Origin of the sequence: Candidatus Accumulibacter cognatus, assembly GCF_000584975.1 — a bacterium.
Classification (GTDB): Bacteria; Pseudomonadota; Gammaproteobacteria; order Burkholderiales; family Rhodocyclaceae; genus Accumulibacter; species Accumulibacter cognatus.
In genome coordinates this window covers 1-25042 of sequence record NZ_JDST02000118.1, presented here as the reverse complement: position 1 = coordinate 25042, position 25042 = coordinate 1, and the positions used below count along the sequence as shown (strand labels likewise).

The window sequence follows — 25042 nt, the reverse complement described above, 5'->3', positions numbered from 1 at the left end:
TTATCCCGAACTGACGTTATTATATGGCCTGGACATTTTTCCCGGGAGCACCCGCGATGAACTCACGCGAAAGAATTGCCCACGTCGACAACGCCTGGCTGCGTATGGATCGTCCGGAAAACCTGATGCAGATCGTCGGGGTCATGATCTTCCAAGGCCGCATCGACACCGAACGTTTCAAGCGTACCGTCGCACAGCGCATTGTGCGTTACCGGCGCTTCCGGCAAATTGCCAGGCAGGATGTCAATGGTAACTGGTGGGATGACGACCCTGACTTCAACATCGACACGCATGTCCGCCATTCTTTTCTCCCGGCTCCTGCCGGCAAGAACGAACTGCAAAAATTCGTTGCCACCATGGCTGGCACCCCACTCAACCCGTCACGACCTCGATGGGAATTCAACCTTGTCGACACTGCCGACGGCAACTCCGCGGTAGTGGTCAGGATCCATCACGCGATTGCCGACGGCATCGCCCTGACTGGCGTCATCAAATCGCTGACTGACAACGACATTGATGCTCCGGAGGACGGCGGAACGGTGGCAACCCCTCATCAGGATGATCCTGCTGACAACCAGAGGAGCGATCCCGACGACGCTTTCTGGCGAACGATCTTGGAGCCCATCAGCGAAGTTGCGTTGACCTCGATCCGCATCGGGGGCCAGTTGTGGGGACACTACCTGGGTCTGCGTAAGAACCCCGCGACGATCCGCGACTACGTGCTCGTCGCCAGGGCCATGGCCAACGAAGTCGGCAAGCTGGCGCTACTGCCCAATGACACCCCGACGCGCTACAAGGGCAAAGCGGGGACGGTCAAACGGGTCGCCTGGTCCGAGCCGATCTCCTTGCCCGAAATCAAGGTCGTCGGCAAGGTTCTCGGCTGCTCGGTGAACGACATCCTGCTGGCTTCGGTAGCAGGTGCTCTGCGCGGCTACCTGATAGCCAAAGGCGACCCGGTGGCTGCCACCGAGATTCGTGCGATGGTCCCTGTCAATTTACGCGCACCGGATGACATCGAGGATCTTGGAAACCGCTTTGGTCTGGTGGCTCTCGAACTGCCGATTGGCATCGACAACCCACTGGCCAGGCTCTATGCAACTCGCGCCAGGATGATGGTGTTGAAGGATTCCTATCAAGCGATGCTGACCTTCACCCTGCTGGGCGCCGCCGGCATGGCGCCCAAGTTCATCCAGGACCAGATCCTCAATCTGCTGGCTAGTAAGACGACGGCGGTGATGACCAACGTCCCCGGCCCACAGCAGCCGCGCTTTTTCGCCGGCTGCAGGATCGAGCAGGAAATGGTCTGGGTCCCGCAAGCCGGTGACATCGGCATGGGTGTCAGCATTCTCTCCTACAACGGCCGGGTACAGTTCGGACTCATCACCGACAAGAACATGGTCGACGACCCTACGCAAATCGTCAACCGCTTTGCCGACGAATTCGACAAGCTCCTGTGGCTGCTGCTACTCGAGCCTTGGGACCGACTCGGCGACCCGGCAGCGGTGGAAGAAGACCTGGGCGGCCTGACCGATAGTTGATACTCGGCCACGCAGGACTGAGGGACATCCGAGCGGCGTCCTGGCAAGCGGCAAGCCTGTCGCTCAGTCCGCAAGCTCGGCCTTCGCCGCTTCGACGTCGAGCCGCTCCATGGCGTCCATCGGCACGCAGGCGGCAGCCTCCTGATAAAGGCGCTCGGCGTCCTTCATTTTCGCCTTGCCGAACATCAAAACCAGTGCATTGGCAAACTCGATACGAGTGATTGCCGAGTCGGGGTTGAGTTTCAGAGCGGCTTCAAGCAAGTCCTTGCCGGTTTCCTTCTTGACCCCGTAGGTGATTCCTCCAACCAGCGAGCCAACCTTGTCGATCACCTCGGCGTGATAGGCACCGAGCGCGATATGCGCGTCGGCGTGCCGGGGTTCCAGCTCCAGCGCCTTGGTCAGGCTGTTCTTGATCTTGCCCCCGAGACCTTGTGCGAGCGCCTTGACAACCGAGATGCTCTGACTGTAGCGACCGAGTGAGAAGGCATGCAGGTACCAGGCATTAATATCAGTGGGAGTCTTTTCCTGCTGCTGTTCACAGCGCTGCGCAACCTCCAACAGCAGGCTGCACTTGCGCTCATCGTTGGCTTCGAGGTAAGTGGCATAGACCGTGGCCGCCTTGTTGGCGGCATTGTAACCCGCCATGCCACAGGCCATGCCAGCCTGGACGGCCTGCCCAAAGTCGCCGGCATGATAATTCCGCCAAGCTTCCTGAACTCGCGGATCATCAGGAAAAGGCTCGCAGTCACCGCGATGCAACCGCGCCCAGTTATCTTGCAGTGCCGCTCCAGCATAGAAGTATGCCTTGTCAGGATAGGGAAACTTGTTCCAGGCCATTGATCGTTCTCCAGATAAATTCAGCATGACGTCAAGCAGGGCGCTTTGCGCCGAGGTATTCTTGTGACAGCCTTTCGAGCAGGTCTTTGGATTCACCCAGCAGAAAGGGTGAAACCATCGCCATCACCTGGTAGACACCACACCCGATATGGTCACTGTCGAGTTTGCCGCGCGGATCACGAACATACTCGAAAGAGAGCCAATAGGTCGCAATGACCGTCATGTTCATCGCCAGTGCACGCAACTCCTCGGTGTTGGCGCGCATGGCACCTGCCGACACCAGGCCTTCGCACAGGGTCTTCGCAGTGTGCACCTTATGCGCCAGGATTTGCTGGAAATGGATTTCCAGCAGGCGATTGCGCGTCAGCAGATCGTTCAAATCGCGGTAGAAAAAACGATACTGCCAGATCTTTTCGAAAAGGAGATGCAAGAACAACCAGATGTCTTCCACATTGGCAGGTCTGCGAGTCGGTACCGCCAGCGTATCCTTGATCTCCCGCTCAAAGACCGTAAAAATCGACTCGAGAATCTCATCCTTGTTATTGAAATGGTAATAAAGATTGCCGGGGCTGATATTCATCTCGTCGGCAATGACCGTGGTTGTCACGTTTGGCTCGCCAAAGTCATTGAACAGGCGAAGGCTGGTCTCGATGATGCGTTCACGCGTTCGCCGCTTCGGTTTTTTTTCCATCACCTGTCGTCCGCCATAAGCTACCCCGGACGGCCAGCATAGCACTGCAGCAGGTGCTAGGGAATGGCTTGGTCAAACCTGCTGCGCCTGCAGCCAGGCTTCAAGATCGCCCAACGAAGAAGCCAGCGCACCGGCACTGGCTGCCAGATCCGGGTGGCGCTTGTGTGACAGCAGCGAACGACTGTGGTCCTTGAGCACGCCGAGGTTCAGTTCAATACCGTGCCGCTCGAAAATTGGCCGCAACTCATGGCGCCGCCTATACAGATCGCTGCGGGTACGCTGGTAAGCATGCTCGCAAAGGCGGCGACGGCCGCGATAGCTGAACACATTGGTGAAGAACATGTCTGCATCGTCGCGCGTCGGTTCAAAGAGGACCACATCCCTGCCTGCGAACTCGTGCCCATAGCGGTCCATGCCGGTTCGCATTCGCGAGTGGATGATGGAGCGAAAAGTTTGTGACAAGACAACTGGCAAGCCCCCTTCAATCAGATGGTCAGGTACCGGCGTTGGATCCCCGTGCCGTGGACGCTGGGCAGCCAGTTGCGAATCGAATGGTACCAGCGGATTGATGCAAATCAGCAGTTCCGCGCCCGCGTGCAGCGCAACCGAAGCATGCAGGGTCTTGATCAAGGCGCCGTCGACGAAATAACGCTCGCCGATCCTGACCGGTGGAAATAGTCCCGGTAACGCGGCACTCGCCTGCACCGCCAGCGAAATGGGGATATCGTCATGCCCCGGCGAACCGAAGGCAAGTGACTCTCCGGTATCGAGATCGGTCGCCACAATGAATAGCTGGTGCTTGAGCTGACGGAAATCATTGCTTCGCTCGCCGACTGAAAACAGTTTCTTCAACAGCTTGTCGATTCCGGCACTGTCGAAGATCCCTGCCGGAATGGCATGACTGAGACCCTGAAAGGCTTCCACCAAGCGAAGATGCCACGGGTCCGACAAATACTGTCGCAAGGACGAACAGAACAGGACTGGAACTTGCAGCACACGTCGCAGGTATTCACCGAAGGCAGGGCGCAGCAACATTTCGGGATCGAAAACTTCATCGCTCTCGTCTTCCACCAACATGCGTGCCAATTGGGCAGGCTTCATGCCATTGGCCACTGCGGCTGCCATGAAAGCCCCTGAACTGACCCCGACATAGATATCGAAGTTAGTTAAGTCGGCGCCGTCAAGGGCTTCTGCCAATGCAGCCATCGCGCCGGCTTCATAGATACCTCCCACCGGTCCCCCCCCGGCCAGCGCTAGCCCTATTTTCGAAAGTTTCGTTGCAGTATCATCCATTGAACGCCATTCCTTTACCTGGAAAGCGCCCTTGATGACAGCGTCGAGGAACGCTGTCGGCGCGTGGTTGTAAGCGCGTACCCTCTCCGTGCAGGCTGCGCCGAAACCCGGACGGACGGCCAAGAACCCCTCGCAGTACCCTGCGGTATCTCTCTCCTCCCGGCCGGGAAGGAACACTCGCTCTCTGCCACCCCTGAGCGCTTGGCTTGGCGCAGCCTGAGCCAAGCGCGAGGGAAAGAAAGACTTAGGTGATTTCCGCAAAACGCCATACCAATAGTCATGATGGTAGGCCGGACTCATGGCCAGCAATACAAGCCTCTTCGGTCGTCGTCCAGTATCTTTTCGGTATCTTGATTCCGAGAAATCGCCTTACTCGTCGCCAGTCTTCGGCAGCGTGTTCAACACGTCGGCCGGCGTGACCGGGGGCACCGGCTTTGCAGCCGCAGATCTGCGAGCAGCTGGTTTGGCCACGGCTGGTTTGGACTCAGCGGATTCAACCGGAGCATGATCTTCCTTGGCTACTGGCTTGACAGCGATCTTGGGAGCTGCTTTCCCCTCGGTCAAAGCCTGTACGGCCGCGCTCAAGTCGACGACGCGCTTGGACAGTCTGTCGATATCCTGCTTGCTCGGCACACCGAGGCTGCCCAGGGCACGCGCAACACGATCCTCGAATACCTGTTCCAGGCGGTCCCAAGTTCCAGCCGCTTTTCCAGCCACCTGTGCGATTCGCTCGTCGGTCATCTTACGGGTCTTTGACTGAATGCTTTCACCTTCCTTGACCAAGGCGTCGAACACCTTGCCACCCTCTTCCTGCGCCTTGGCAAAGGCACCAAGCCCGGCCAGCCAGATCTGCTGAGCAGATTCCTTGACCGTCGACGCCAGTTGGCTTTCCGTCACGTCACCAGCCAATTCCTTGAGTTTCTTGCCCATTTTCTTCTCCTATAAGGTAATCATCAAAAGGCTAACAAGTTTTTTGCTTGCCCTGTGAAGCCAGTCTAGTGACAATATCTAGAGGACGCACACTAAAGACCTAGGGAAGGCCTCGATCGCATGGCAGTAGGACAGGCAGGGCCTTCAGGAGTTGGCCATGATTTTCAGGAGACAGCAATGAATTACTTCGTTACCGGCGCCACTGGTTTCATCGGCAAGCGTCTCGTCAGAAAGCTGCTCGACCGCCCCGATGCCATCGTCCATTTTCTGACTCGCGCCATCGAGTTGCCGCGACTTGAGGAATTGTACGAGTATTGGGGCTGTGACGATACACGTGTCATCCCGATCGTTGGTGATCTCACACAGTCCGAATTGGGCGTCGCCCCAGCCGACATTGAAAAGCTGAAAGGTAAGATCGACCACTTCTTCCACCTGGCTGCGATCTATGACCTCAAAGCTAGCGCCGAAGACCAGCAGCGCGCCAATGTGGACGGCACTCGCAACACGGTTCGCCTGGCCGAGGAAATTGCAGCCCGGCACTTCCACCTAGTCAGTTCGATTGCGGCGGCCGGCCTTTTCGAGGGACTGTTCCGCGAAGACATGTTCGACGAAGCGGAGAACCTCGACAACCCCTACTTTCGCACCAAGCATGATTCCGAAGGCATTGTCCGCAAGGAATGCCGGATCCCTTGGCGTATCTTTCGCCCGGCAATCGTGGTCGGCGACTCACGCACTGGCGAAATGGACAAGATCGACGGCCCCTACTACTTCTTCAAGCTGATTCAGAAGATGCGCAGAATGTTCCCTTCCTGGATGCCGACGATCGGAATCGAAGGCGGGCGAATCAACGTCGTACCGGTCGACTTCGTCGTTGCTGCGATGGACCACATTGCGCATCTCGAAAACCAGGACAGTCAGTGCTTCCACCTGACCGATCCAACGCCGATGCGCGTCGGTGATCTGCTCAATACCTTTGCACGCGCAGCGCACGCGCCGGAAATGGTGATGCGCATCAATGCTGCCCTGCTCGGTTTCATTCCGCGTTCGGTGCGCAAGGCGATGTTCGCCCTGACGCCGGTACGCCGCATCCGTACCGCCATCATGAAGGATCTCGGGCTGCCCGACGACATCCTCGAGTTCGTCAATTACCCGACCCGCTTTGACTGCCGCGAGACGCAGCGGGCGCTCAAGGGCAGCGGGATCGCGGTGCCCCCGCTCGACAGCTACGCCTGGCGCCTGTGGGACTACTGGGAACGTCACCTCGACCCGGATCTGTTCATCGATCGCACCCTGCGCGGCCAGGTCGAAGGCAAGGTCGTCCTCGTCACAGGGGGCTCATCGGGTATCGGCAAGGCCACCATTCGCAAAATGGCCGAAGCCGGGGCGATTGCCGTGACGATCGCCCGCGACTCGCAGGCGCTCGAAGAAGTCCGCCGTGAGTTCGAAGCCGCCAGCCTGCGCCTGATCACGCACGTAGTCGACGTCTCCGATCCACAACAATGCGCTTCCTTTGTCAAGTTCATGAACGAGGAGCACGGGGGCGTCGATTTCCTGGTGAACAACGCCGGCCGCTCGATTCGCCGCGGCATCGAGAACTCTTTCGACCGTTTCCATGATTTCGAACGTACCATGGAAGTGAACTACTTCGGTGCGCTGCGCCTGACGATGGGCTTCCTGCCGACAATGATTGCCAAACGCAAAGGACAGATCATCAATATTTCGTCGATCGGGGTGCTCACGAACGCACCGCGCTTTTCGGCCTACGTCGCCTCAAAGGCAGCGATGGATGCCTGGACACGCTGCGCAGCATCCGAGTTTGCCGATCGTGGCATCGAATTCACGACCATCAACATGCCACTGGTCAGAACACCCATGATCGCTCCGACCAAGCTTTATGATCAGGTCCCAACGCTCTCCCCTGAAGAGGCTGCCGATCTGGTCGTCGAAGCCATCATTCACAAACCTGTGCGCATCGCCACCCGGCTGGGCATTTTCGGCGCCCTGCTGCACTCGCTGCTGCCCAAGGTGGCACAAATCACCATGAACACTTCCTTCCGGATGTTCCCCGATTCCAGCGCGGCAGGCACGCGCAAGTTCCCGGAACCAGAGCCACAGACCGCTGACCAGATCGCGTTCTCGCAGATCATGCGCGGAATCCACTTCTAAACTGAATCGAGATCCATGAATATGCCCACCTCAGTTCCTGTCCCTGTCCCGGGTCAGCACGCTCGACAGCTTCTGAAGGAATTGCAGGATACCTACCCGGTCTTCCGCGACGGTCTGCCACTAGCCATCGGCATCGACAAGCAACTCCTGGCGCGTCTGCCAAGCCTTGATCGGAAGGTACTGCGCACCGCACTGGGAATGCATACGCACTCGCTGCGCTACCTGAAAATCATGGAACGGGCCACTGTACGCTATGATCTGGATGGTCGACCTGCTGACGAAATTCCGACGACACATCGCAGCCATGCCTCGGAGCTGATCAAGGAACAGCTGCGCAAGCAGGCCGAACTGCGCAAGGCACAGCGCGAGGCGGAGGCGCTGATGCGTGAGCGTACAGAGAAGCTCGGCCAACTGGTCCAGAAATTTGGCCGCAATCGCTAAGTCCTGACCATGCAGTTGTTCCGTACAGATGATGGACCATCTACTCAATGACAGCAGCCCACTCGAGTTGTACGCCTGGCTGGACGAAGATGCCGCTTTGCCGGGCTGGGACATCCTGGTCGGCAACCCTTTCGCCCAAACGCTGCCTGAAGATCAGTTCACGACGGTTCAGAACTACTTTGCCGAGTACCATCTGGAATATTATCGGCAGCGACTCTACCACCACTTCCCGAGTCGCCTGCACGCGCTGTTGCTCTTCGCAACGCGCGTCGATGCGGAAACCTTCCGTGCCAAACATCCGGCCCGTGTCTTCGGCAAGACACTGACCAGAGCGCGCAGTAGGGGAGCTTACATCTGCTCGTTTCATGATTCGAGCTGGCTGGATTATCTGCGGCTACCACACAGTCTGAGCCTGTCGACACTGGACAAAATTGCCAACCACTACTGGCAGGGCACGCTCGTCGAAGAAATCGGGTTGACCTTCCTCAATGAAAACTGGCGGGAAGCCCCCGTGATCGAGGCCCTCTTTCAGGGCACCCTTGAAGCCGTATCGACCAACCTGCGAAGCGATTGGCTCCCTGGCTTTGCGTAGCAGTTTCCAGCTTACCTCTTAGAGCCCGATCACCCGATGCCAGAGATGGCCTCGTTTGTTTGGACAGAAAACCCGCTTTCATAAGTGGAGTCTTGCCGGTCGTGGTGAAGTGACCAGTGTTTCCCCGACTATCATTAGCCGGGGTGTAACGTAATTTGGATGTCCGCATGAAGATTCCTCGTCGGCCGCGCCAGTGACCGACGCATGGGGTGGTCGATTCGACGGGACTGAAGATCTTTGGCGCAGGCGAATGGAAAGTGCGTCAGCACTGGGTCGGCAAGCGCCGCACCTGGCGGAAGACCGATTTGGCGGTTGACGAGACCCGCAAGGACATCATCGGCATCGAAGTGACTACCCCTGCCTGGGGCGACAGTGAAATCTTGTGCCCGGCCTGCTAGATCAGGTCGAAGGCGAGATCCTTCAAGTATCGGCCGACGGCGCCTACGACAGCCACGGCTGCCCTGCGGCGATCGCCGAGCGGGACGCGCGTGCCACCATCCCATCCCGCGACGGTGCGGTCCCGTGGGGAGATGAACACCCCCGCAACGCCATCCTCCAGGAAATCGAGGCCAAGGGACTCGACGGCTGGAAGAACGACAGCGGTTACCCCCGGCGCAGCATCGCAGAGAACAGGATGTACCGGCTGAAGCAATTGGGCGACAGCCTGTACTCCTGAACCTTCGAGCGGCAAGTGACAGAAGCTCACTTTCGCGCCGCCATCATCAACACCTAGACCTACCTGGGCATGCCGCAATCTATCCGGGTAGGGTAAATTGAGTCCTCTGCATGAAACAGCGCAGGCAAAAGGGGAAGTCATGCCAGAAATGAGAGATCGAACCTTATAGCATATTATCAATAACTAATATTGCCCCAACGTCCATTCGCACAGGCCATGCTCACGGGAACGTCTCTCGCCTTTGTCGCTTCGTCGTCGGTATCCTGCACCACTTCTCCGACGGAAAAACCAGCATCACGTAACAAAATGGCCCACTTGAACTGCAATATCCGCTTGCTCTTCGATGATCTGCGGATGACTCGAAACTCGATCGGAAACACCCAAGCGTGAGGCGGGGCAGAGAACAAATTTCCCGTGAATATTTTTTCCAGCACTAGCCAACACAAGAAAAAATATGGATACTATATTGCCGGAAGGTCGCCAGCAGCTCATTGCTGCGAGAATGAGAATTAATCCAATATTAGCCACCTGTTAGGAATCCAGATGACGATACGACCGGAGTTGATAGAGAAACTGCGTACGCAGCGTGCAAAACTGACCGAAAATGTCAGTCCCGAGAAACTGGAGGCGCTGCACGCAAAGGGTCTCCTGTCCGCACGCGAGCGACTCGACGCATTATTTGAAGAAGGCACTTTCCAGGAGCTCGGCCTTTACGCCACGCATGCCGCTACTGCGTTCGGCATGGCCGGGCGGTTCCTGCCCGCTGACGGAGTGATTGCCGGCAACGGCTACGTGGGGAACACCCAGGTTGCCGCTTTCAGTCAGGACTTCAGTGTCGTTGCCGGAACGCTTGGCAAGATGCAGGCACGTAAGATCACCCGCATCATGCGCCATGCCCTGAAGATCGGCGTACCGGTGGTGGCCTTCAAGGATTCTGGCGGTGCGCGAATTCAGGAAGGCGTCGATGCGCTCTCAGGCTACGGCGACGTCTTTTATGCAAACGTCCTTCTCTCTGGCGTTGTACCGCAGATCGCCGTGATCTGTGGGCCGTGCGCTGGGGGGGCCGCCTACTCGCCGGCGCTGATGGACTTCGTGATCATGACACGCAACAATGCACACATGTTCCTGACCGGCCCGGAGGTAATCAAGGCGGTGACTGGACGGGCGACGACGATGGCTGAGGTCGGCGGTGCCGAGATGCATTCCACGGTCAGCGGCAACGCTCACTTCGTTGCCGAGGACGACCAGCACGCAATCGCGCTGGTCAAGCAACTGCTTTCCTACCTGCCGGCCAACAATACTGAGGATCCGCCACATCATCTCGATGTGCCGATCGAGGAGATGGAAGACCCGGCGATCAACGACTGCATCCCGGACAGCCCGTCCGAACCGCTGGACATGTATTCGGTGATCCGCCGTATCGTGGACCGTGCCGAACTGCTTGAAGTACATGCGGGTTTTGCTCGCAACGTGATCGTCGGCTTTGCCCGGATCAGCGGCGTGGTGGTTGGCATCGTCGCCAACCAGCCGATGGTGATGGCCGGCGCCCTCGACCTCAATGCCGCGGACAAGGTGGCCCGTTTTGTGCGGACCTGCAACATTTTCAACGTACCGGTGGTGACCCTGGTCGATGTTCCGGGTTTCCTGCCAGGGGTCGAGCAGGAACGCGGCGGCATCATCCGTCACGGCGCGAAAATGCTCTCCGCGTACGGTTCATGCACTGCACCGAAGATCACGGTAATCCTGCGCAAGGCCTATGGCGGCTCATACCTTGCCATGTGCAGCCAGGAAATGGGAGCGGACATGGTTTACGCCTGGCCGACCGCAGAGATTGCCGTGATGGGCGCCGAAGCTGCCGTGAAAATTCTCTATCGCAAGGAACTCGAAAAGGCCGAGGATCGCCAGGCAAAGGCCGCGGAACTGGCGCAAGAATACCGCGACGAGTTCGCTTCGCCATACGTCTCGGCGAGCAATTTCTATATCACCGACGTCATCGAACCACAGGACACGCGTTGGATGGTCGCTCTCGCACTGCGCAAGACTCTCGACAAGCGTGAACTCAGGCCGGCCAAGAAACACGGCAACATTCCCATGTAATCGGCAACGGAAGGAAGATATCCCATGGTGACTGACGCCATTTTCAAGGCGCTGCAGGTCTACGGCATTTCCATCGTCATCTCGGTGCTGGTTGCCGTGCTGATCAAGGTAATGGTTTCTTTGACTGGCCGGATCGAAAAGCCCAAACCGGTCGATATACCGACTGGAACGGTCTGCCCGATCGGACTCGGCGTTTCGGACGAGGATGTCGCTGCGCTATCAGCGGCAATCTTCGCCGCCATGGGACCACACCGCATCCTGCACATCACACCAACCAGCCATGGCTGGGCAGCCGGTACTCGCGCCGCCCAGCATACCCATACGCCGGGGCCCACGGGCCGAGGCCCAAGATAAAAAGGAACAAGACATGCCTAGACAATTCAAGGTTACCGTTAACGGACGTGAGTACGAAGTTAGCGTCCTGGAACTCACTGCCGGCCAGGCGGCGCAAACACCCGCTCCGGTCGCCGCTGCCCAACCGATGGCTGCAACAGGTGGCAGCACAGCCGCACCGGCGGCGGTGCAATCAAAAGCAGCAGCGGCTGGAGCTGGCGACGAAGTGGCCGGAATGGGTGGCGTGGTGGTCGAAGTCAACGTCAAGGTTGGCCAGACGGTTGCCGCTGGTGATCGACTGCTCGTCCTGGAAGCCATGAAAATGAAGACCCCGGTCATCTCCACTCGCGCTGGCCAGGTGACGCGCGTACTGGTCGCACCAGGGGATGCAGTCGAGGGCGGTCAGCCACTGGTGACCATCGCTTGATCTTGGCCAACAGACAGGAGAGCGCTCCTGTCGCCTGCAATTCGATGCGCGGACGAAAAAATCCGGTCGTCTGGCGCGAGGACTGAAGCGTATGGAAAGCATCCATTTTCTCGATCTGTTCCAGGGCATCGCCACGCTGGTGGCCTCGGAGCCGAAAATCATGTTCGGGCGCATCTTCCTGATGCTGCTCGGCTTCCTTCTGATCTATCTGGGTTCCAAGAACATCCTCGAACCCCTTCTGATGATCCCTATGGGGCTAGGCATGTCCTCGGTCAACGCCGGAGTCATGTTCCTCGATGGCAGCAAGATGGGAACGCTGTTCGTCGATCCATTGATGTCCGATCCGATCGATCTGATGAACATCATGCAGATCGACTGGCTGCAACCGATCTACACCCTGACCTTCAGCAACGGTCTGATCGCCTGTCTGGTTTTCATGGGGATCGGCGTCCTGCTCGATGTCGGTTATGTGATGGCGCGGCCCTTCCAGAGCATCTTCATCGCGCTGTTCGCCGAGTTGGGAACCATCGCCGTCTTCCCGATCGCCGTCTCGCTGGGCCTCAATCCGGGCCAGGCTGCAGCGGTTGCCACGATTGGCGGTGCCGACGGTCCGATGGTTCTGTTCACCTCGCTGGTCTTGGCCAAGGATCTATTCGTACCGATTACGGTCGTCGGCTATCTCTATCTCGGCCTGACCTACGGCGCTTACCCCTATCTGATCAAGTGGCTGGTACCCGAACACATCCGTGGGATCAGCATGGCCGCTGATCGCGGACCGAAGATCAGCCGCGCGCAGAAGCTTACCTTTGCGGTGGTCGCCTGTACGCTCCTGTGTCTGCTGTTTCCGGTTGCAGCCCCCCTGTTCTTCTCGCTGTTCCTTGGTGTTGCGGTACGAGAAAGTGGGATCGAGCCCTTCACCAAGCTGCTGAGTGAGGTTTTCCTCTACGCCGCAACCTTCTTCCTCGGGCTGACGCTGGGCGTGCTCTGTGAAGCCAATACCTTGCTTGAACCGACGGTCCTGAAGCTGCTCCTGCTGGGAATGCTGGCGCTGACGATCTCTGCCCTTGGCGGCCTGCTGGGCGGTTATATTCTGTATTTCTGGACTGGCGGCAAGTTCAATCCGATCATTGGCATTGCCGGGGTCAGTTGCGTCCCAACCACGGCCAAGATCGTCCAAAAGGTTGCCAGCTCAGCAAATGCAGGAGCGATCGTCATGCCACAGGCGCTTGGGGCGAATATCAGTGGCGTGATCACTACGGCGATCATCGCGGCAACCTATGTAGCTCTGCTACGATAACGGGACGGATGGAATACGCCGGCTGCGAGGCCGGCGTAATACTACACAAGGTTGCCCCCGATAAATTACTATTGCTCCCACAATCTCTCCCTGCGCTGGTACAGCGACACATCGGCGCAGAACTTTACTTCTCGGTGTCTCTCGACGGCTTGACCGTATCGACCGGAAAACCCGGCAACGGGAGGCTGGTGAACAGGGTTCGGGTCTGGGATTTCAACTGATCCTGCATCTGGTGCAACATCTTCTTGCTCTGCTCCATGTAGGTAGCCATCATCGTCTGCATCGCCGGACCCTGAAAGTTCAGGAACTGCGACCACAGGTCGTTCTGCATCTGGCTGTTGTTTTCGCCGTAGATCTGTTGCGACTGGTCCTGCAGCTTCTTCTGGAAATCAACGAAGGACTTGATGTTCGTTTCCAGGTACTTGCCGAGCATCCCCTGCATCGCGTGACCGTAGAAACGAATCATCTGGGCCAGCAGGTCCGTTGTAAACAAAGGGATGCCGGCCGCTTCTTCCTCGAGAATGATTTGCAGCAGGATGCTGCGTGTAATGTCCTCGCCGGTCTTGGCATCGAGCACATTGAAGTTTTCCTTCGACAGCACGAGGTCCTTCACATCGCTCAAGGTGATATAGGCGCTTGTCTTGGTGTCGTAAAGACGACGGTTCGGGTACTTCTTGATCAGTCGTAGCTGCTCGGGCATGACGATCATTCCTCCATGGGCAGATGACTCGGCGGGCGCTCTTTGACGCCCATTGATGCGGTGCAGCACAATTATACTCCAGCCAAAAAAAACAGGCCCCTTTCGGAGCCTGTTCTGACCGCCCTGCAACAGGAAGAACGCCTACTGATAGTAGAGGCCGCCACAGATGTTCATCGTCGAACCCGTCATGAAGCCGGCAATGTCCGAAGCAAGGTAGGCACACGCACCCCCGATTTCTTCCGGCTTCGCCAGACGCTTCATCGGCACCGTATCGATGATGCTCTGCAGGACCTCCGGCTTGATCGCCATCACCATTGGGGTGGCTACATAGCCAGGGCAAATGGCGTTGACCGTCACGTTCTTGGCGGCCAGCTCGGCGGCCAGCGCCTTGGTAAAGCCAATCACGCCCGCTTTGGCGGCGGAGTAATTGGTCTGACCAGCTTGGCCACGGAGGCCATTAACCGAGGAGATGTTGATGATCCTGCCCCAGCCGCGCTCGGCCATCTTCGATGAGACCTGCTTGGTCATGTTGAAGAGGCTATTGAGGTTGGTTGAAATCACGGCATTCCACTGCGCCAGCTCCATCCGGGCGAACATCTTGTCACGTGTGATGCCGGCATTGTTGACCAGAATGTCGATCGGACCTACCTTGGCTTCCGCCTCCGCGGTAAGAGCGACGCAGGAGTCATAGTCGGAGACATCGCCAGCGACACAGATGAAATCGTTGAAACCGGCTTCAGCCATGGCCTTTGTCCACTCTTCCGGCTTGTCGAACTCCGGATGGTAGGCGGCAACCACCTTGTGGCCGGCCTTGGCCAGTTCCTGGCAAACAGCCGTTCCGATTCCACCCATAGCACCTGTAACCAAAGCAACACGTTGCGTCATAGCTCTTTCCTTTCTTGTGGACGGTTGAAACAATACTTGAGTTATCTATTCTGCATTGCAGCATCTGCGCTGTCAATGCCAATGCCAGAATTTCGGCATCTAGCTACATCAGATTTCATTCGCAATGCTTGTCGTATCACATTGCCCACAGCAAAACCTCGGCAACCTATAATGAGCGCATGCATATCGTCGTGATCGCCTGGCTGTACGTGACCGTGTTGATGGCACTGACCGAAACCAGTATCGTCGCCGGAGTATTGACGCTGGTTTTCTACGGTCTACTCCCGACAATACTGCTGCTGTGGCTTTTCGGCGGCTCCGCACGGCGGCGCGCGCTCCGCATGCCCAAGGAAGAAACTTTCGCGAATAGCTGCGCAGACCAAGAGAAACCCCGGCGCTGACTATTCCGACAGCCAGATCAGCGACGCCATGCGGCCGGTCACGCCGTCACGCCGATACGAAAAAAAGAGGCTTTCTTGACCGAACGTGCAGTATTCTCCGCCGTAGATACCTTCGACACCCAAGTGCGCAAGACGCTGACGGGCCAGCAGATAGATGTTGGCCAGCCAGCCACCAGCCTTGTTAACAGGCTGCGGCAGCGGCTTGAAAGCGGCAGCTGCCTCTGCATAGGGGCCGACAAACGCTGCTCTCACCTCACCGCCTACCTCGAAGGCCTGGGGACCGATGGCCGGACCCAGGTAAGCGATCAGCTCGATTCCGGGCACCGCCATGGCGGCCACTGTTCTTTCTAGAATGCCGGCCTGCAGGCTGCGCCAACCGGCATGCGCTGCGGCAACAACCGTCCCGGCACGGTCACAGAGCAGCACCGGCAGACAATCCGCCGTCATCACCACGCAGACGACAGCGACATTGCGCGCAAATGCGCCGTCGGCTACCCGGAACTGGGTGGGCGTACCAGCGTCAAGAACCGTCGTGCCATGCACCTGCTGCAACCAGCAGGGTTCTGCCGGCAGACTCCGGCGAAGTCGCTGACGGTTGGCCGCTACCGCCGCAGGATCATCGCCCACGTGATCGCCGAGGTTGAGGCTAGCGTATGGGGCCATGCTTACCCCGCCATGGCGAGTAGTGATGAAACTGCGCACTCTCGTCGGCGCTGGCCAGTCGGGAACAAGCCAGGGTTCAAGATTCAAGGTTCAAGCACCGTGGAGGGGTGGCCACGCATGATCGGGTCCTTATTGCTCATCGAGCCCCTCATCGTCATCGATGTAGATGACTTCCGGGCCGCCTTCCGGATCTTCATCCCAAGTGTCATCATCGTCTGCTGCTTCGCTGCTGCGTACTGACAGCAATTCCTGCCGTAGTGTTTCGAGCAGAGCGGTCATATCTGCTGGCAAGCCTGATTTCCAGAACAGCGAGCGACCCGTCTGGGGGTGAGCCAGTGCCAGACGGGTCGCGTGCAGCGCCTGGCGAGGAAACAGCGGTCCTCGCGGCACACGACTTGGCCCGCCGCCATACGCCTGGTCACCCACCAGGGGATGTCCGATCGACGTCATGTGCACGCGGATCTGGTGCGTTCGCCCGGTTTCCAGAGCACATTCGATCAGCGTACAGGCAACGAAAGGTTCCAGTACCCGGTAATGCGTCCGAGCCGGTTTGCCGGTCCGCACCACGGCCATGCGAGTACGCAGCGTCGGATGCCGACCGATTGGCGCATTCACTGTCCCGGAGCACTCGACGAGCCCTCTTGCCAACGCCTGATAATGGCGTTTGACGGTACGCGCCTGCAATTGCCGTACCAGATCGGTTTGCGCCTCCAGCGTCTTGGCGACGACCATCAGACCACTGGTATCCTTGTCGAGACGATGGACAATGCCCGCCCGCGGCACCTTGTCGAGTTGTGGGACATGGTACAACAAGGCATTCAGCAAGGTGCCGTGCCAGTGACCGCTGCCAGGATGAACGACCAGGCCAGCCGGCTTGTCGATGACTATCAGCGCTTCGTCTTCGTAGACCACCTGCAGGGGGATGTTCTCCGGAGAAGAAGGTTCGGCGCGTTCATCAGGCGCTTCGGCAACTTCAATGGTCTCACCACCCCAGAGCTTGCATCGAGGTTCGACAATCGGTGCGCCGTTCACCGCGACTCTTCCCTCACGTATCCAGCCCTGTAAGCGGCTGCGTGAATGCTGAGCCAGCAGGCGCGCAAGAATCTGATCCAGGCGTTGGCCGCTGAACTCGCCAGGCACGTTCAGGGCAACGCCGGGGTTTGAGCTATAATCGGCGTACCCGGTATCCTGCTTGGGCGCATCGGTCAATGCCTTTCTTTTCTTGGTTGGATTTTCCATCATGCGTAGTGTAGCGGTTATCGCAGCGCTCATCGTCATTTCTCTGATCTCCGGCTGCGGGATTTTTCCCGAAGAAAAGGATGAAACCATCGGCTGGTCAGCCAACAAACTCTATGCCGAGGCCAGGGATGCGCTCAATGACGGCTCCTATGCCAAGTCAATCAAGTACTTCGAAAAGCTCGAATCACGTTATCCTTACGGGCGCTACGCACAACAAGCGCAGATCGACATCGCCTACGCCTACTGGAAAGACCAGGAGCCCGCTTCAGCGATTGCCGCTTGCGATCGCTTCATCAAGCTGCATCCGAATCATCCGAATGTCGACTACGTCTACTATCTACGTGGGCTGATCAACTTCAACGAAAACCTCGGTATCCTGGGGGCGATCAGCAACCAGGATATGACCGAGCGCGATCCTAAGGGCGCACGTGAGTCGTTTGATGCCTTCCGTGAACTGATCACACGCTTTCCAGACAGCAAGTACTCACCCGATGCGATCTTACGGATGAAGTACCTGGTCAATGCCCTGGCTTCGCTTGAACTCCATGTCGCCCGCTACTACATGAAAAGAGGTGCCTATCTGGCAGCAGCGAACCGTGCTCAGTACGCAGTATTGAACTATCCCGACACGCCGGCGACCGAGGAAGCCCTTTTCATTATGGTCAAGGCCTATGACGCACTCGGGCTGACCGATCTGCGGGACGACGCCGAACGTGTCATGCGCAAGAACTTTCCAAACAGCGAATACTACGTCCGCGGCCTGGATCGTCAGGAGCCGTGGTGGAAACTCTGGTAATCAGCACTGGCCAAAAGTCAAGCCACGAGAAATCATCGACACCGGCAGCCTCTCTACTTGGCTTGATGGGCATTACTCTGCCAAACATCTCAGATCGACTGCTTGATGGCCAGCACGGCCATATTCCGCAAGGTTCTAAGCAAGGCCAATTCTTTCTCGGAAATCACGATCTCACCTGCCTGTGTGCGGTCGGCATAGATCATGGCCACGCCGTTGCCGTTGATGCAAAGAGGAAAAATGACAAAGGTTTCGGCAGCCACCGCCTTGCGAAACCACCCCGGGATGCGTGCCGAAATTTTCGGATCATTGGTGTCACTGATCAGGATATCCACGCCTTTGGCAAGTGCCACATGAAAGATATCCGGCGTGAAAACGAGCGAAAACCGGAAGCTCTTGGCAATATCCGGGGCATCGGGTCCAAAACCGAAGCGACCGAGCATCGAATTGCTGCGCGCTTCACGAATGCACAGGATGACGCGCGTGAAGCCCTTCGCACGGTAGATGGTCTCCAGCGTGATGCGCAGCACGTCATTCAGCTTGAAGTTGCTGACCAGTACGTTGCTCAAATCCTGAATGCCGGCCAGCAGAATGGCTTCACTGACCAAAGGTTCAGCCTCTGCCGCGAATTCGTCGCGTTCGACCACAGGATCCGCTACCACCCCCTCAGTAATGACATCGGCGAGAACCGTCTCCGCTAGGCCATCGTCGGCGCCTGCTGTCAATTCAACCGTGGAGGGGTAGACTGGCGCAGCTCCCCAGGCCTTGATCTGACGCCCGAAACGCGTCTGCTGCAGATTCAGGTGAATGATGGCAGCAAACTGCGTCACCTGTTCCAGCGACTTTTCCAGAGTACTGTGCAGTTCCTGTTCGTCGAGTGTGACAGCCTCGCTGAAGCGCGTCGCGATCTTGTGCAGTTCTTTGGCCTGTTGTTCGTTTGCTGTTTCCGCGAGCACCGCGCATAGCTCGTTCGATAACGAAGCGAATACCCGTAAGCGGTCCTCGGGGTTGAGCGGGCGGCGAATATTGCCTGCTGGCAGCCGGCGCATGCTATTGACGATCAGCCTGGGAAATCCCCAGGTCTGAGCAATGCCGATACCGAGATCCTCAAGCGATATCCCCAGCACCTGAAGCGCTGCCGCCTCCTCGGAGCAGTTTTTCTGCAGCAGCATGCGCTTCATTTCAGCGCTTTCTTCGGGAAAGTAATACTGGCTCAGCAAACGACCCAGATTGTGGAACATCGAGCAGATAAAAGCCTGCTCGATGTCCAGACGAACGGCACTCTTGCCGGCAATGTTCCTGGCCAGCACCCCGGCAAGATTGGCGCGCAGGAACTCCTCCTTGAGTTGGCTGGCATTGTCCTTGTTCTGCAGGTGATCGAGAAGCAGAACCGTGATGGCAATGCTGCGAACCGCATCCAGACCAAGAACCACGACCGCGCGCGAGACCGTGCTGATGTTGCCGCCACCCGCCTGCTGGTAATAAACCGAATTCACCATGCGAAGAAGCTTGTTGGTCAGCGAGAAGTCCTTCAGGATGGTGTTAGAGACTTCGGAAATACTCTGATTCTCCGAGGCCGTGATTCTGTTGATCGCCCCGACAGACTCCGAGAGTGCCGGGAAATCGCTTTTGTGCCGCATCCGTCGCAGCAGAAAGTCAATCGTACTCTGCCTCGGATCAGCCGACGGCATCAAGGTTTCCGGTGCCAGATAGTCGTCCAGAGCATCGCGCATCTGTCTGGCTGATTCATAACGACTCTGCGGATCACGCGCAAGTGCCCGGTAGAGAAGATGTGCCAGCCGCTCCTCGAACAAGCCGCTGCTGTCTTGCGGCAAACGGATGTCCTCGTCAGCGATCTGCTTCATTACCAGCAGGATGTCGTTTCCGGGAACTGCCCGCTTGCCGGTCAGCAATTCATAGAACACCAGGCCTGCTGAAAAAACGTCGGATCTTTCGTTGCTCGTGCGTTGCAGGATGTACTCTGGCGCCATGTAGGCCGGCGTGCCAGTCAGCTGCCCGCCGTCGCCCAGCCCCCCATTGCGAGCGGCGATGCCGAAATCCATCACACGGGGTAGTTCATCATCGTCAATCAGGATGTTGCTTGGCTTGAGGTCACGATGAATGATTCCTGCTGCATGGGCGTGGGCAATCGCATCGAGGATTGCCTGCATGATCGTGATCGCTCTGGCCGGTTTCAGAGCACCGCTCAGCGCCAGATACTCGGCCAGGTTCTTGCCCGGTACGTACTGGAAAACCAGATAAAGATCCCCTCTTTCCTCGGCAGCCTCAAAGATCGGGACGATATTCGGATGGCGCAACTGGCTGACCATCCGTGCCTCGTCAAGCAGCTGACGATTCTGCTGCGGATCAGAGCGTGTAAAGTGGAGTGTCTTGATCGCCACTTGCCGTTGCAAATGTGGATCACGGGCGAGATAAACGATGCTTTGAGCACCTCGACCCAGTTCACGAATGATCTCGAAACGCCCAATATGCTTGCTCACAGTGCTCGATCACCTCGCAATAACGATATTCCAGGCACGGCAATAGTGACTACCAGCGGCACCCATCAAAGCCAGAGCAGTTTCGGTACCGACCCCGTCCGTCCACAAACCACGGCAAGCTGACCGAACTCGCTTGCCAGCACTCGCATTCGTTGCTCGTCTGCCCGCAACACCAGATAACTCGGCTCAACAGGCCAGACATCGCCGTCGGCAAGGTTGCTGGAGGGCAAGAAATACCAGCCCAATGCCTTGATTCTTTTAAGCAAACGCTCCTGGGCAAGCCGGTTGATGTCTTCCGAAAGCAGGACTGCCGGATTGTATGCCGTCACTATCCCCCAGCACATCCCGGTAGTCTCCCCAGGCTCGTCATCGCTGGCCGGCCACTGAGCGGCCAAGCGAAGCAGGAAAGCATCGAAAGCGGGAGTAGGCACGCCAATCCGCAGGGCAAAAGAAGCTTCGGGTACCGTCACCCGATAGGTCGTCGCGCAAAACGCGGCTTCGAGTTCTGCCAAGCTCATCTCCTCTCTCCCTGAGTGTTGCCCGAAGATTTTCTTAGATCCGCAGTCATCCGGCGCTTTAGTCAGATGAAGACTGGCCAGACCCGCACTGCGACTTTATTTCAAGGACAGGGCAACGCGACTTTCCCGGCTTGCTTCCGACTTGCCTTCCGTCTCCACCAGCTTGACCGGCAACAGGAACAGACGCTCTGCGGGTACCTCATGTGCCGCCAGCCAGTCCAGCACCGTTTTCGCTCTACGACTACCGAGATCGCGCAAATCTTCCTCATCCACAACGGTGTTGGCCAGGATCAGCTTCTCCATTTCCTCAACCGGGAGTCCCTTCACCATGCCCACCAGATTACGTGGCTTCGGGAACTTCTCGGCGCGGTAGACGCGCTCAAGCAGTACCGGATACTCGTTGGCACCGACTTCGACGCTGTCCGTCGAGCCGCTCTCAACCCCCTTCCTGGTCAACTCATCCCGTTTCAGCGCCCGTACCTTGAGATCGAGGCGATCGCGCTTCAATCCTTCGGGATCGTTCTTTGGGTCTGCATGCCCTTCGATTTCAAGCCTGAGCGCTGGCCGGTCGATCAGGGCCCTGGCCAGATTTTCCAAGCGCTGCTGTGCCGACGGCGTGATCAATGCCTGTCCGAAATCGAATTCGATGTTCGACAACTCCTCGCCACCACCAAAGATCGACCCCAGCAAGGCAAAAGGCGAGGTCACTGCCTTGACCAGCAGGTTAACGACCACCTTGAGAATCAGGCTACCGACACTGAATTCTGGATCATTGAGTGAGCCGGCGATCGGCAGATTGATGTCGATTTCGCCGTTGCGGTTCTTGAGCAGGGCAAGTGCCAGGTTTACCGGCAGCTTGGTCGCATCCGGGCTATCAATCGCGCTGCCAAAAGTCAGCTGATCGAGAAACACCCGATTTTCGGCGGTGAGTTGATCATCTTGGATCTTGTACTTGACGAACAGCGACAACTTGCCTTTATCGATCGCATAACCGGCATACTTGCCTGAGTATGGCGACAGCGAACTCATTTCGAAGCCCTTGATATCGGCCTGCAAGTCGAGATAAGGCTTGGCGGACAACGGGTTGATCTGCCCCGATACGTTGAGAGGCGCAATGTTGTCGTAGCTACCGCGCAGATCGAGGCTCGCAACGCTGTCAGCAGCCGATGACAGGCCGCTGATGGTTCCAGCGATCTTCTTCAGATTGGCCGAATAGTTCGGCTTGATGAAATTGTCACTGAACCTGATGTCGCCACCCTGCAGCGTGATCTTGCCGATCTTGATCGGCAGCGATGGCTTGACACTGGCGGCCACTGGAGCCACCGCCGTCCCTGCACCGGCTACGACCATCGGTTGCGCCGGCCTGGGCGCCATGTCAGACGATGCCGCTTCGGTTTGGCGAACGATCTGCAGCAGATTTAGCTGGCCCGTCCTGCTGATGATCACGCGCGCAAAAAAATCGGCGAGCGCCACTTCGCCAATCGACAGCGAATCTGGGTTCAGGCGCACATCGATCTTGCCGAGGTAGAGTGACTTCCATTTCAGAAAATCGGCGGAATTGATCTTGTCAACCGCGTAGAAATCACCCACCGTTACCTGTCCGGAGATTCCGCCAGCCAGCTTGCTGGGTTCGATGGCGCCGGTGCCAACCTGCCGCAACTGGACGAGTCCGCCCAACGTCACCTGGCCACGGGTCACATCGATGTTCAGCCGGTCGGTAAAGTATGGTTGCAGTGGCAACAGTTCCAGCGCCTTGACTGCCACTTTGAGGTCCAGATCGAACGGGAAAATCTTGAGGCTGCCACCAGCCTCGAATTCTCCCTTGCGATTGATCCGGAAACGAGTCGACACTCTCGCGATCGTGCCTACTTCCGTTGACAGGTTATCGACATCAATGGTCATTCCTTCAATCGTGTGCGTCGCCAACGGCGTGACAGCAGCATCTTCGAAGCGCAGCCCGAGGTCCTCACCACGGTACTTGGTGAGGCTCACCTTCCACGGCCGCGAAGGATCCTTCTGCGAAGCCTTGACGACGCGCAAGCTAGGGGGCTCGACAAACTCGATGCGGCCGTCGACAGAGCGCCGCATCAGCAGGCTGGCGCCACGCGCTGCGACCTCGTTGATCATCACTTCACGCTTGGCCAGATCCAGCCGACCTCCCTTGACCGAGAAAGCTTCGATCTTGATCCACTGGGCAGCTTGCAGACGCTGAAAAGTGGCATCAAACTCGGCGGCAGCGGTCCCCTTGGAGTCAAGTTTTTTCAAGGCAAGATCAATGCCTTCGACGCTCGCATTGAATGGCTTGCCACGCGATTCGTCGAGCCAGTGCAACACCCCACCGATGACCTTCGCTTCTCCCAAGGACCATGTTAACGTTGCTGGCTGCGCTTCCGGTGCGGCATTCTCATGGGCTGTAGGTTCATTATCACCGCTGAACAAATTCATCCAGTTGATCGTACCTTGCCGGCTGATCTGCGCATGGATCTCGGGCGAATCAACGGTCACCCTATCGATTATCCAGCGTCGATTGATCGGATCGAGCAGCCCAATCTGAACGTCGAAGCGTTTCAGGGATAGCAGTGAGGAACCGGAGGAGTCCTTGATGTCGACATCCCTGATGGCGACCTGTCCTGAGAGACTAAGCATCGAACGATGATCGTCCTGCTGGCGAAAGTTGAGCCTCAGGTCACTATCAAGGGCACCGGAGACGACCTGGAACGGCAAGCGAACCGGCACATAATCGACATACCTGCCGAGTTGTACGTCACGAAAATCAAACGCCAGCTCGCTGTCGATCGATTTCGCGAAAGGTTTGCTCTTGCCCTCGATGTGAAAGGGAGCGCCATCGATGGACGCCGAGAATGCCGGCTCGACAAAGATTTCGGTAGCCTGGGGCAAGTTCGAAATAAACGGCAGCGCGATTTTGATCTCACTGATGATGTGCGTTTCCCCGAGAGCCCGATCTTCGAATTCGAGCTTCCCGCCAATGAGCTGGATATTGTTGATTGAAAAAAGCGGGGCAGATCCGTCGGACTCTGGTTTCGCCATCCATTCGTCGATCAGATCAGAGAAATTGAAACGCCCGTCAGGAAAACGCACGACCTTCACGGTCGGCCCATCCAGTCTCAGCTCACCAATGACCAGACCACCACGCAATAGCGAACTTGACTCGAGGTTCAAATAAAGGCTTTCAAAACCAAGAACCTTGTCGCCCCCTCCCTTTTCCTGAATCATCAATCCGGCAACTTGCAAGGATAGCGTGTAGGGGTTTATGCTGATGCTGTCAACGGTTACGGGTCGGTGCAATACTTCAGAGAGTTTTTCGACGAGCGTCGATTTGACGAGAGAAGGCAGCGCAAAAAAAACCAGCACACTGAGAACCAGTACGGTCAGGAAAACGCGCAGCCCATATTTTCTAAGGTTCATGGAGGTAGTCGTTATGGCGGTGCGGGTTTTTTCAGACACGACAACAGGCGAAAGGCTGGCTGAGGAAGCCCCCAATTTAGCACGACGAAGCGTTTCCCGCACTTACCATAAAGCAAACGTCGAACAGGCGACTGGCCACCTTCTTGCCGCTGGACGCCTTCAGCAGCAACTTCCGGCAGGCTTGCGCAGGTCAGAAGGATGAGCCGATTGCCGCCACGAGTCCTCATCGTCGATGACAACGATCTGATGCGGGCACTGCTGCGCACTATCCTGCGCAGCAAACAATACGATGTGATTGGCGAAGCGGGGAATGGTGTCGACGCACTTGAACTTGCAGAACGCCTGCGGCCTGACATCATCTGCCTGGATATCATGATGCCCGAGATCGGTGGCCTCGAAGCCCTGGAGACGATCAAAACCATGTACCCGCAGATCGTCGTCGTAATGGTCACCGGCAGCCCCAGCGTGGACAATGTCCGGGAAGCCATCCAGGGAGGGGCCAGTGGCTTCATCATCAAGCCGTTCAACGCCGGCAAGGTGCTCGACACGGTCAACCGGGCGTGGCAGTCAGCCAGGAAACTAGCAGCCTGTCGGACTT

General features: G+C 57.5%; 23 protein-coding genes and 1 pseudogene. 12 read left to right on the top strand and 12 right to left on the bottom strand.

The genetic code is table 11. The features are described 5' to 3' along the window. The first annotated feature begins 56 nt into the window (after positions 1 to 56). Positions 57 to 1538: a wax ester/triacylglycerol synthase family O-acyltransferase gene (locus AW06_RS18500; RefSeq protein WP_034953290.1), complete on the top strand. Its 1482-nt coding sequence runs from the start codon at positions 57 to 59 to the stop codon at positions 1536 to 1538. A 63-nt stretch (positions 1539 to 1601) separates the two neighbouring features. Here AW06_RS18500 and AW06_RS18495 read toward each other — a convergent pair whose 3' ends face one another. The 4 genes from AW06_RS18495 to AW06_RS18480 all read right to left on the bottom strand — a co-directional run bounded on the left by AW06_RS18495 (position 1602) and on the right by AW06_RS18480 (position 5289). After that, positions 1602 to 2375, bottom strand: coding sequence for a hypothetical protein (locus AW06_RS18495; RefSeq protein WP_034953288.1), 774 nt, complete (start codon positions 2373 to 2375; stop codon positions 1602 to 1604). A 31-nt stretch (positions 2376 to 2406) separates the two neighbouring features. Beyond that, entirely contained in the window at positions 2407 to 3066 is a 660-nt protein-coding gene (locus tag AW06_RS18490; protein ID WP_034953286.1) for a TetR/AcrR family transcriptional regulator, read from the bottom strand. 72 nt (positions 3067 to 3138) lie between these two features. After that, the gene (locus AW06_RS18485; RefSeq protein ID WP_034953283.1) at positions 3139 to 4359 is read right to left on the bottom strand and encodes a patatin-like phospholipase family protein; all 1221 of its coding nucleotides are present in this window, start codon (positions 4357 to 4359) and stop codon (positions 3139 to 3141) included. Between the two features lie 369 nt (positions 4360 to 4728). After that, positions 4729 to 5289 carry a phasin family protein gene (locus AW06_RS18480; RefSeq protein ID WP_034953281.1) on the bottom strand — a complete coding sequence of 187 codons (561 nt, stop codon included), beginning with the start codon at positions 5287 to 5289 and terminating at the stop codon, positions 4729 to 4731. A 177-nt stretch (positions 5290 to 5466) separates the two neighbouring features. On the opposite strand from AW06_RS18480, the gene AW06_RS18475 reads away from it, so the two are divergent. The 4 genes and pseudogenes from AW06_RS18475 to AW06_RS21180 form a co-directional block, all read left to right on the top strand. After that, entirely contained in the window at positions 5467 to 7455 is a 1989-nt protein-coding gene (locus AW06_RS18475; RefSeq protein WP_034953279.1) for an SDR family oxidoreductase, read from the top strand. Between the two features lie 21 nt (positions 7456 to 7476). After that, positions 7477 to 7896 carry a ProQ/FinO family protein gene (locus AW06_RS18470; protein ID WP_034953303.1) on the top strand — a complete coding sequence of 140 codons (420 nt, stop codon included), beginning with the start codon at positions 7477 to 7479 and terminating at the stop codon, positions 7894 to 7896. Positions 7897 to 7924: 28 nt separating this feature from the next. Next, positions 7925 to 8488, top strand: coding sequence for a hypothetical protein (locus tag AW06_RS18465; protein WP_246148480.1), 564 nt, complete (start codon positions 7925 to 7927; stop codon positions 8486 to 8488). A 158-nt stretch (positions 8489 to 8646) separates the two neighbouring features. Further along, a pseudogene (locus AW06_RS21180) lies at positions 8647 to 9221 on the top strand (IS5 family transposase); the annotation flags it as partial. A gap of 237 nt (positions 9222 to 9458) precedes the next feature. Here the strand turns inward: AW06_RS21180 and AW06_RS21175 are convergent. Further along, entirely contained in the window at positions 9459 to 9692 is a 234-nt protein-coding gene (locus tag AW06_RS21175; protein ID WP_138677758.1) for a hypothetical protein, read from the bottom strand. Between the two features lie 15 nt (positions 9693 to 9707). Here AW06_RS21175 and AW06_RS18455 point away from each other — a divergent pair, with 15 nt between their 5' ends. The 4 genes from AW06_RS18455 to AW06_RS18440 all read left to right on the top strand — a co-directional run bounded on the left by AW06_RS18455 (position 9708) and on the right by AW06_RS18440 (position 13318). Continuing rightward, complete coding sequence (locus AW06_RS18455; RefSeq protein ID WP_034953277.1) at positions 9708 to 11261, top strand: acyl-CoA carboxylase subunit beta; 1554 nt, start codon at positions 9708 to 9710, stop codon at positions 11259 to 11261. A gap of 24 nt (positions 11262 to 11285) precedes the next feature. Then, positions 11286 to 11615 (top strand): hypothetical protein, encoded by a 330-nt coding sequence (locus AW06_RS18450; protein WP_034953274.1) that lies wholly within the window; start codon positions 11286 to 11288, stop codon positions 11613 to 11615. 13 nt (positions 11616 to 11628) lie between these two features. Beyond that, a complete protein-coding gene (locus AW06_RS18445; RefSeq protein WP_034953271.1) occupies positions 11629 to 12021 on the top strand; it encodes a biotin/lipoyl-containing protein in 393 nt (130 codons plus the stop codon). A 91-nt stretch (positions 12022 to 12112) separates the two neighbouring features. Then, positions 12113 to 13318, top strand: a complete 1206-nt coding sequence (locus AW06_RS18440) for a sodium ion-translocating decarboxylase subunit beta (RefSeq protein WP_034953268.1) — start codon at positions 12113 to 12115, stop codon at positions 13316 to 13318. A gap of 124 nt (positions 13319 to 13442) precedes the next feature. On the opposite strand, the gene phaR is transcribed toward AW06_RS18440, so the two are convergent. Further along, positions 13443 to 14018: a polyhydroxyalkanoate synthesis repressor PhaR gene (gene phaR / locus AW06_RS18435; protein WP_034953298.1), complete on the bottom strand. Its 576-nt coding sequence runs from the start codon at positions 14016 to 14018 to the stop codon at positions 13443 to 13445. Between the two features lie 141 nt (positions 14019 to 14159). Beyond that, positions 14160 to 14903, bottom strand: coding sequence for an acetoacetyl-CoA reductase (gene phbB, locus AW06_RS18430; protein WP_034953265.1), 744 nt, complete (start codon positions 14901 to 14903; stop codon positions 14160 to 14162). A gap of 179 nt (positions 14904 to 15082) precedes the next feature. Here phbB and AW06_RS18425 point away from each other — a divergent pair, with 179 nt between their 5' ends. Then, positions 15083 to 15304, top strand: a complete 222-nt coding sequence (locus AW06_RS18425; RefSeq protein WP_034953262.1) for a hypothetical protein — start codon at positions 15083 to 15085, stop codon at positions 15302 to 15304. On the opposite strand, the gene pgeF is transcribed toward AW06_RS18425, so the two are convergent. Then, positions 15305 to 16054, bottom strand: a complete 750-nt coding sequence (pgeF, locus tag AW06_RS18420) for a peptidoglycan editing factor PgeF (RefSeq protein ID WP_034953260.1) — start codon at positions 16052 to 16054, stop codon at positions 15305 to 15307. A gap of 42 nt (positions 16055 to 16096) precedes the next feature. Further along, a complete protein-coding gene (rluD, locus tag AW06_RS18415; protein WP_246148485.1) occupies positions 16097 to 17239 on the bottom strand; it encodes a 23S rRNA pseudouridine(1911/1915/1917) synthase RluD in 1143 nt (380 codons plus the stop codon). Between rluD and AW06_RS18410 the strand changes: the two genes are divergently transcribed. Then, positions 17208 to 18002 carry an outer membrane protein assembly factor BamD gene (locus AW06_RS18410; protein WP_046536689.1) on the top strand — a complete coding sequence of 265 codons (795 nt, stop codon included), beginning with the start codon at positions 17208 to 17210 and terminating at the stop codon, positions 18000 to 18002. The genes rluD and AW06_RS18410 overlap by 32 nt on opposite strands. 89 nt (positions 18003 to 18091) lie before the next feature. Here AW06_RS18410 and AW06_RS18405 read toward each other — a convergent pair whose 3' ends face one another. The 3 genes from AW06_RS18405 to AW06_RS18395 all read right to left on the bottom strand — a co-directional run bounded on the left by AW06_RS18405 (position 18092) and on the right by AW06_RS18395 (position 24444). Beyond that, positions 18092 to 20500 carry a serine/threonine protein kinase gene (locus AW06_RS18405; RefSeq protein WP_034953255.1) on the bottom strand — a complete coding sequence of 803 codons (2409 nt, stop codon included), beginning with the start codon at positions 20498 to 20500 and terminating at the stop codon, positions 18092 to 18094. A gap of 65 nt (positions 20501 to 20565) precedes the next feature. Then, positions 20566 to 21018 (bottom strand): DUF3293 domain-containing protein, encoded by a 453-nt coding sequence (locus AW06_RS18400; protein WP_034953251.1) that lies wholly within the window; start codon positions 21016 to 21018, stop codon positions 20566 to 20568. A gap of 96 nt (positions 21019 to 21114) precedes the next feature. Further along, positions 21115 to 24444, bottom strand: coding sequence for a DUF748 domain-containing protein (locus AW06_RS18395; protein ID WP_273704876.1), 3330 nt, complete (start codon positions 24442 to 24444; stop codon positions 21115 to 21117). Between the two features lie 198 nt (positions 24445 to 24642). Between AW06_RS18395 and AW06_RS18390 the strand changes: the two genes are divergently transcribed. Beyond that, positions 24643 to 25042, top strand: a 400-nt coding sequence (locus AW06_RS18390; RefSeq protein ID WP_273704875.1) for a response regulator, incomplete at its 3' end; no start/stop codon positions are given.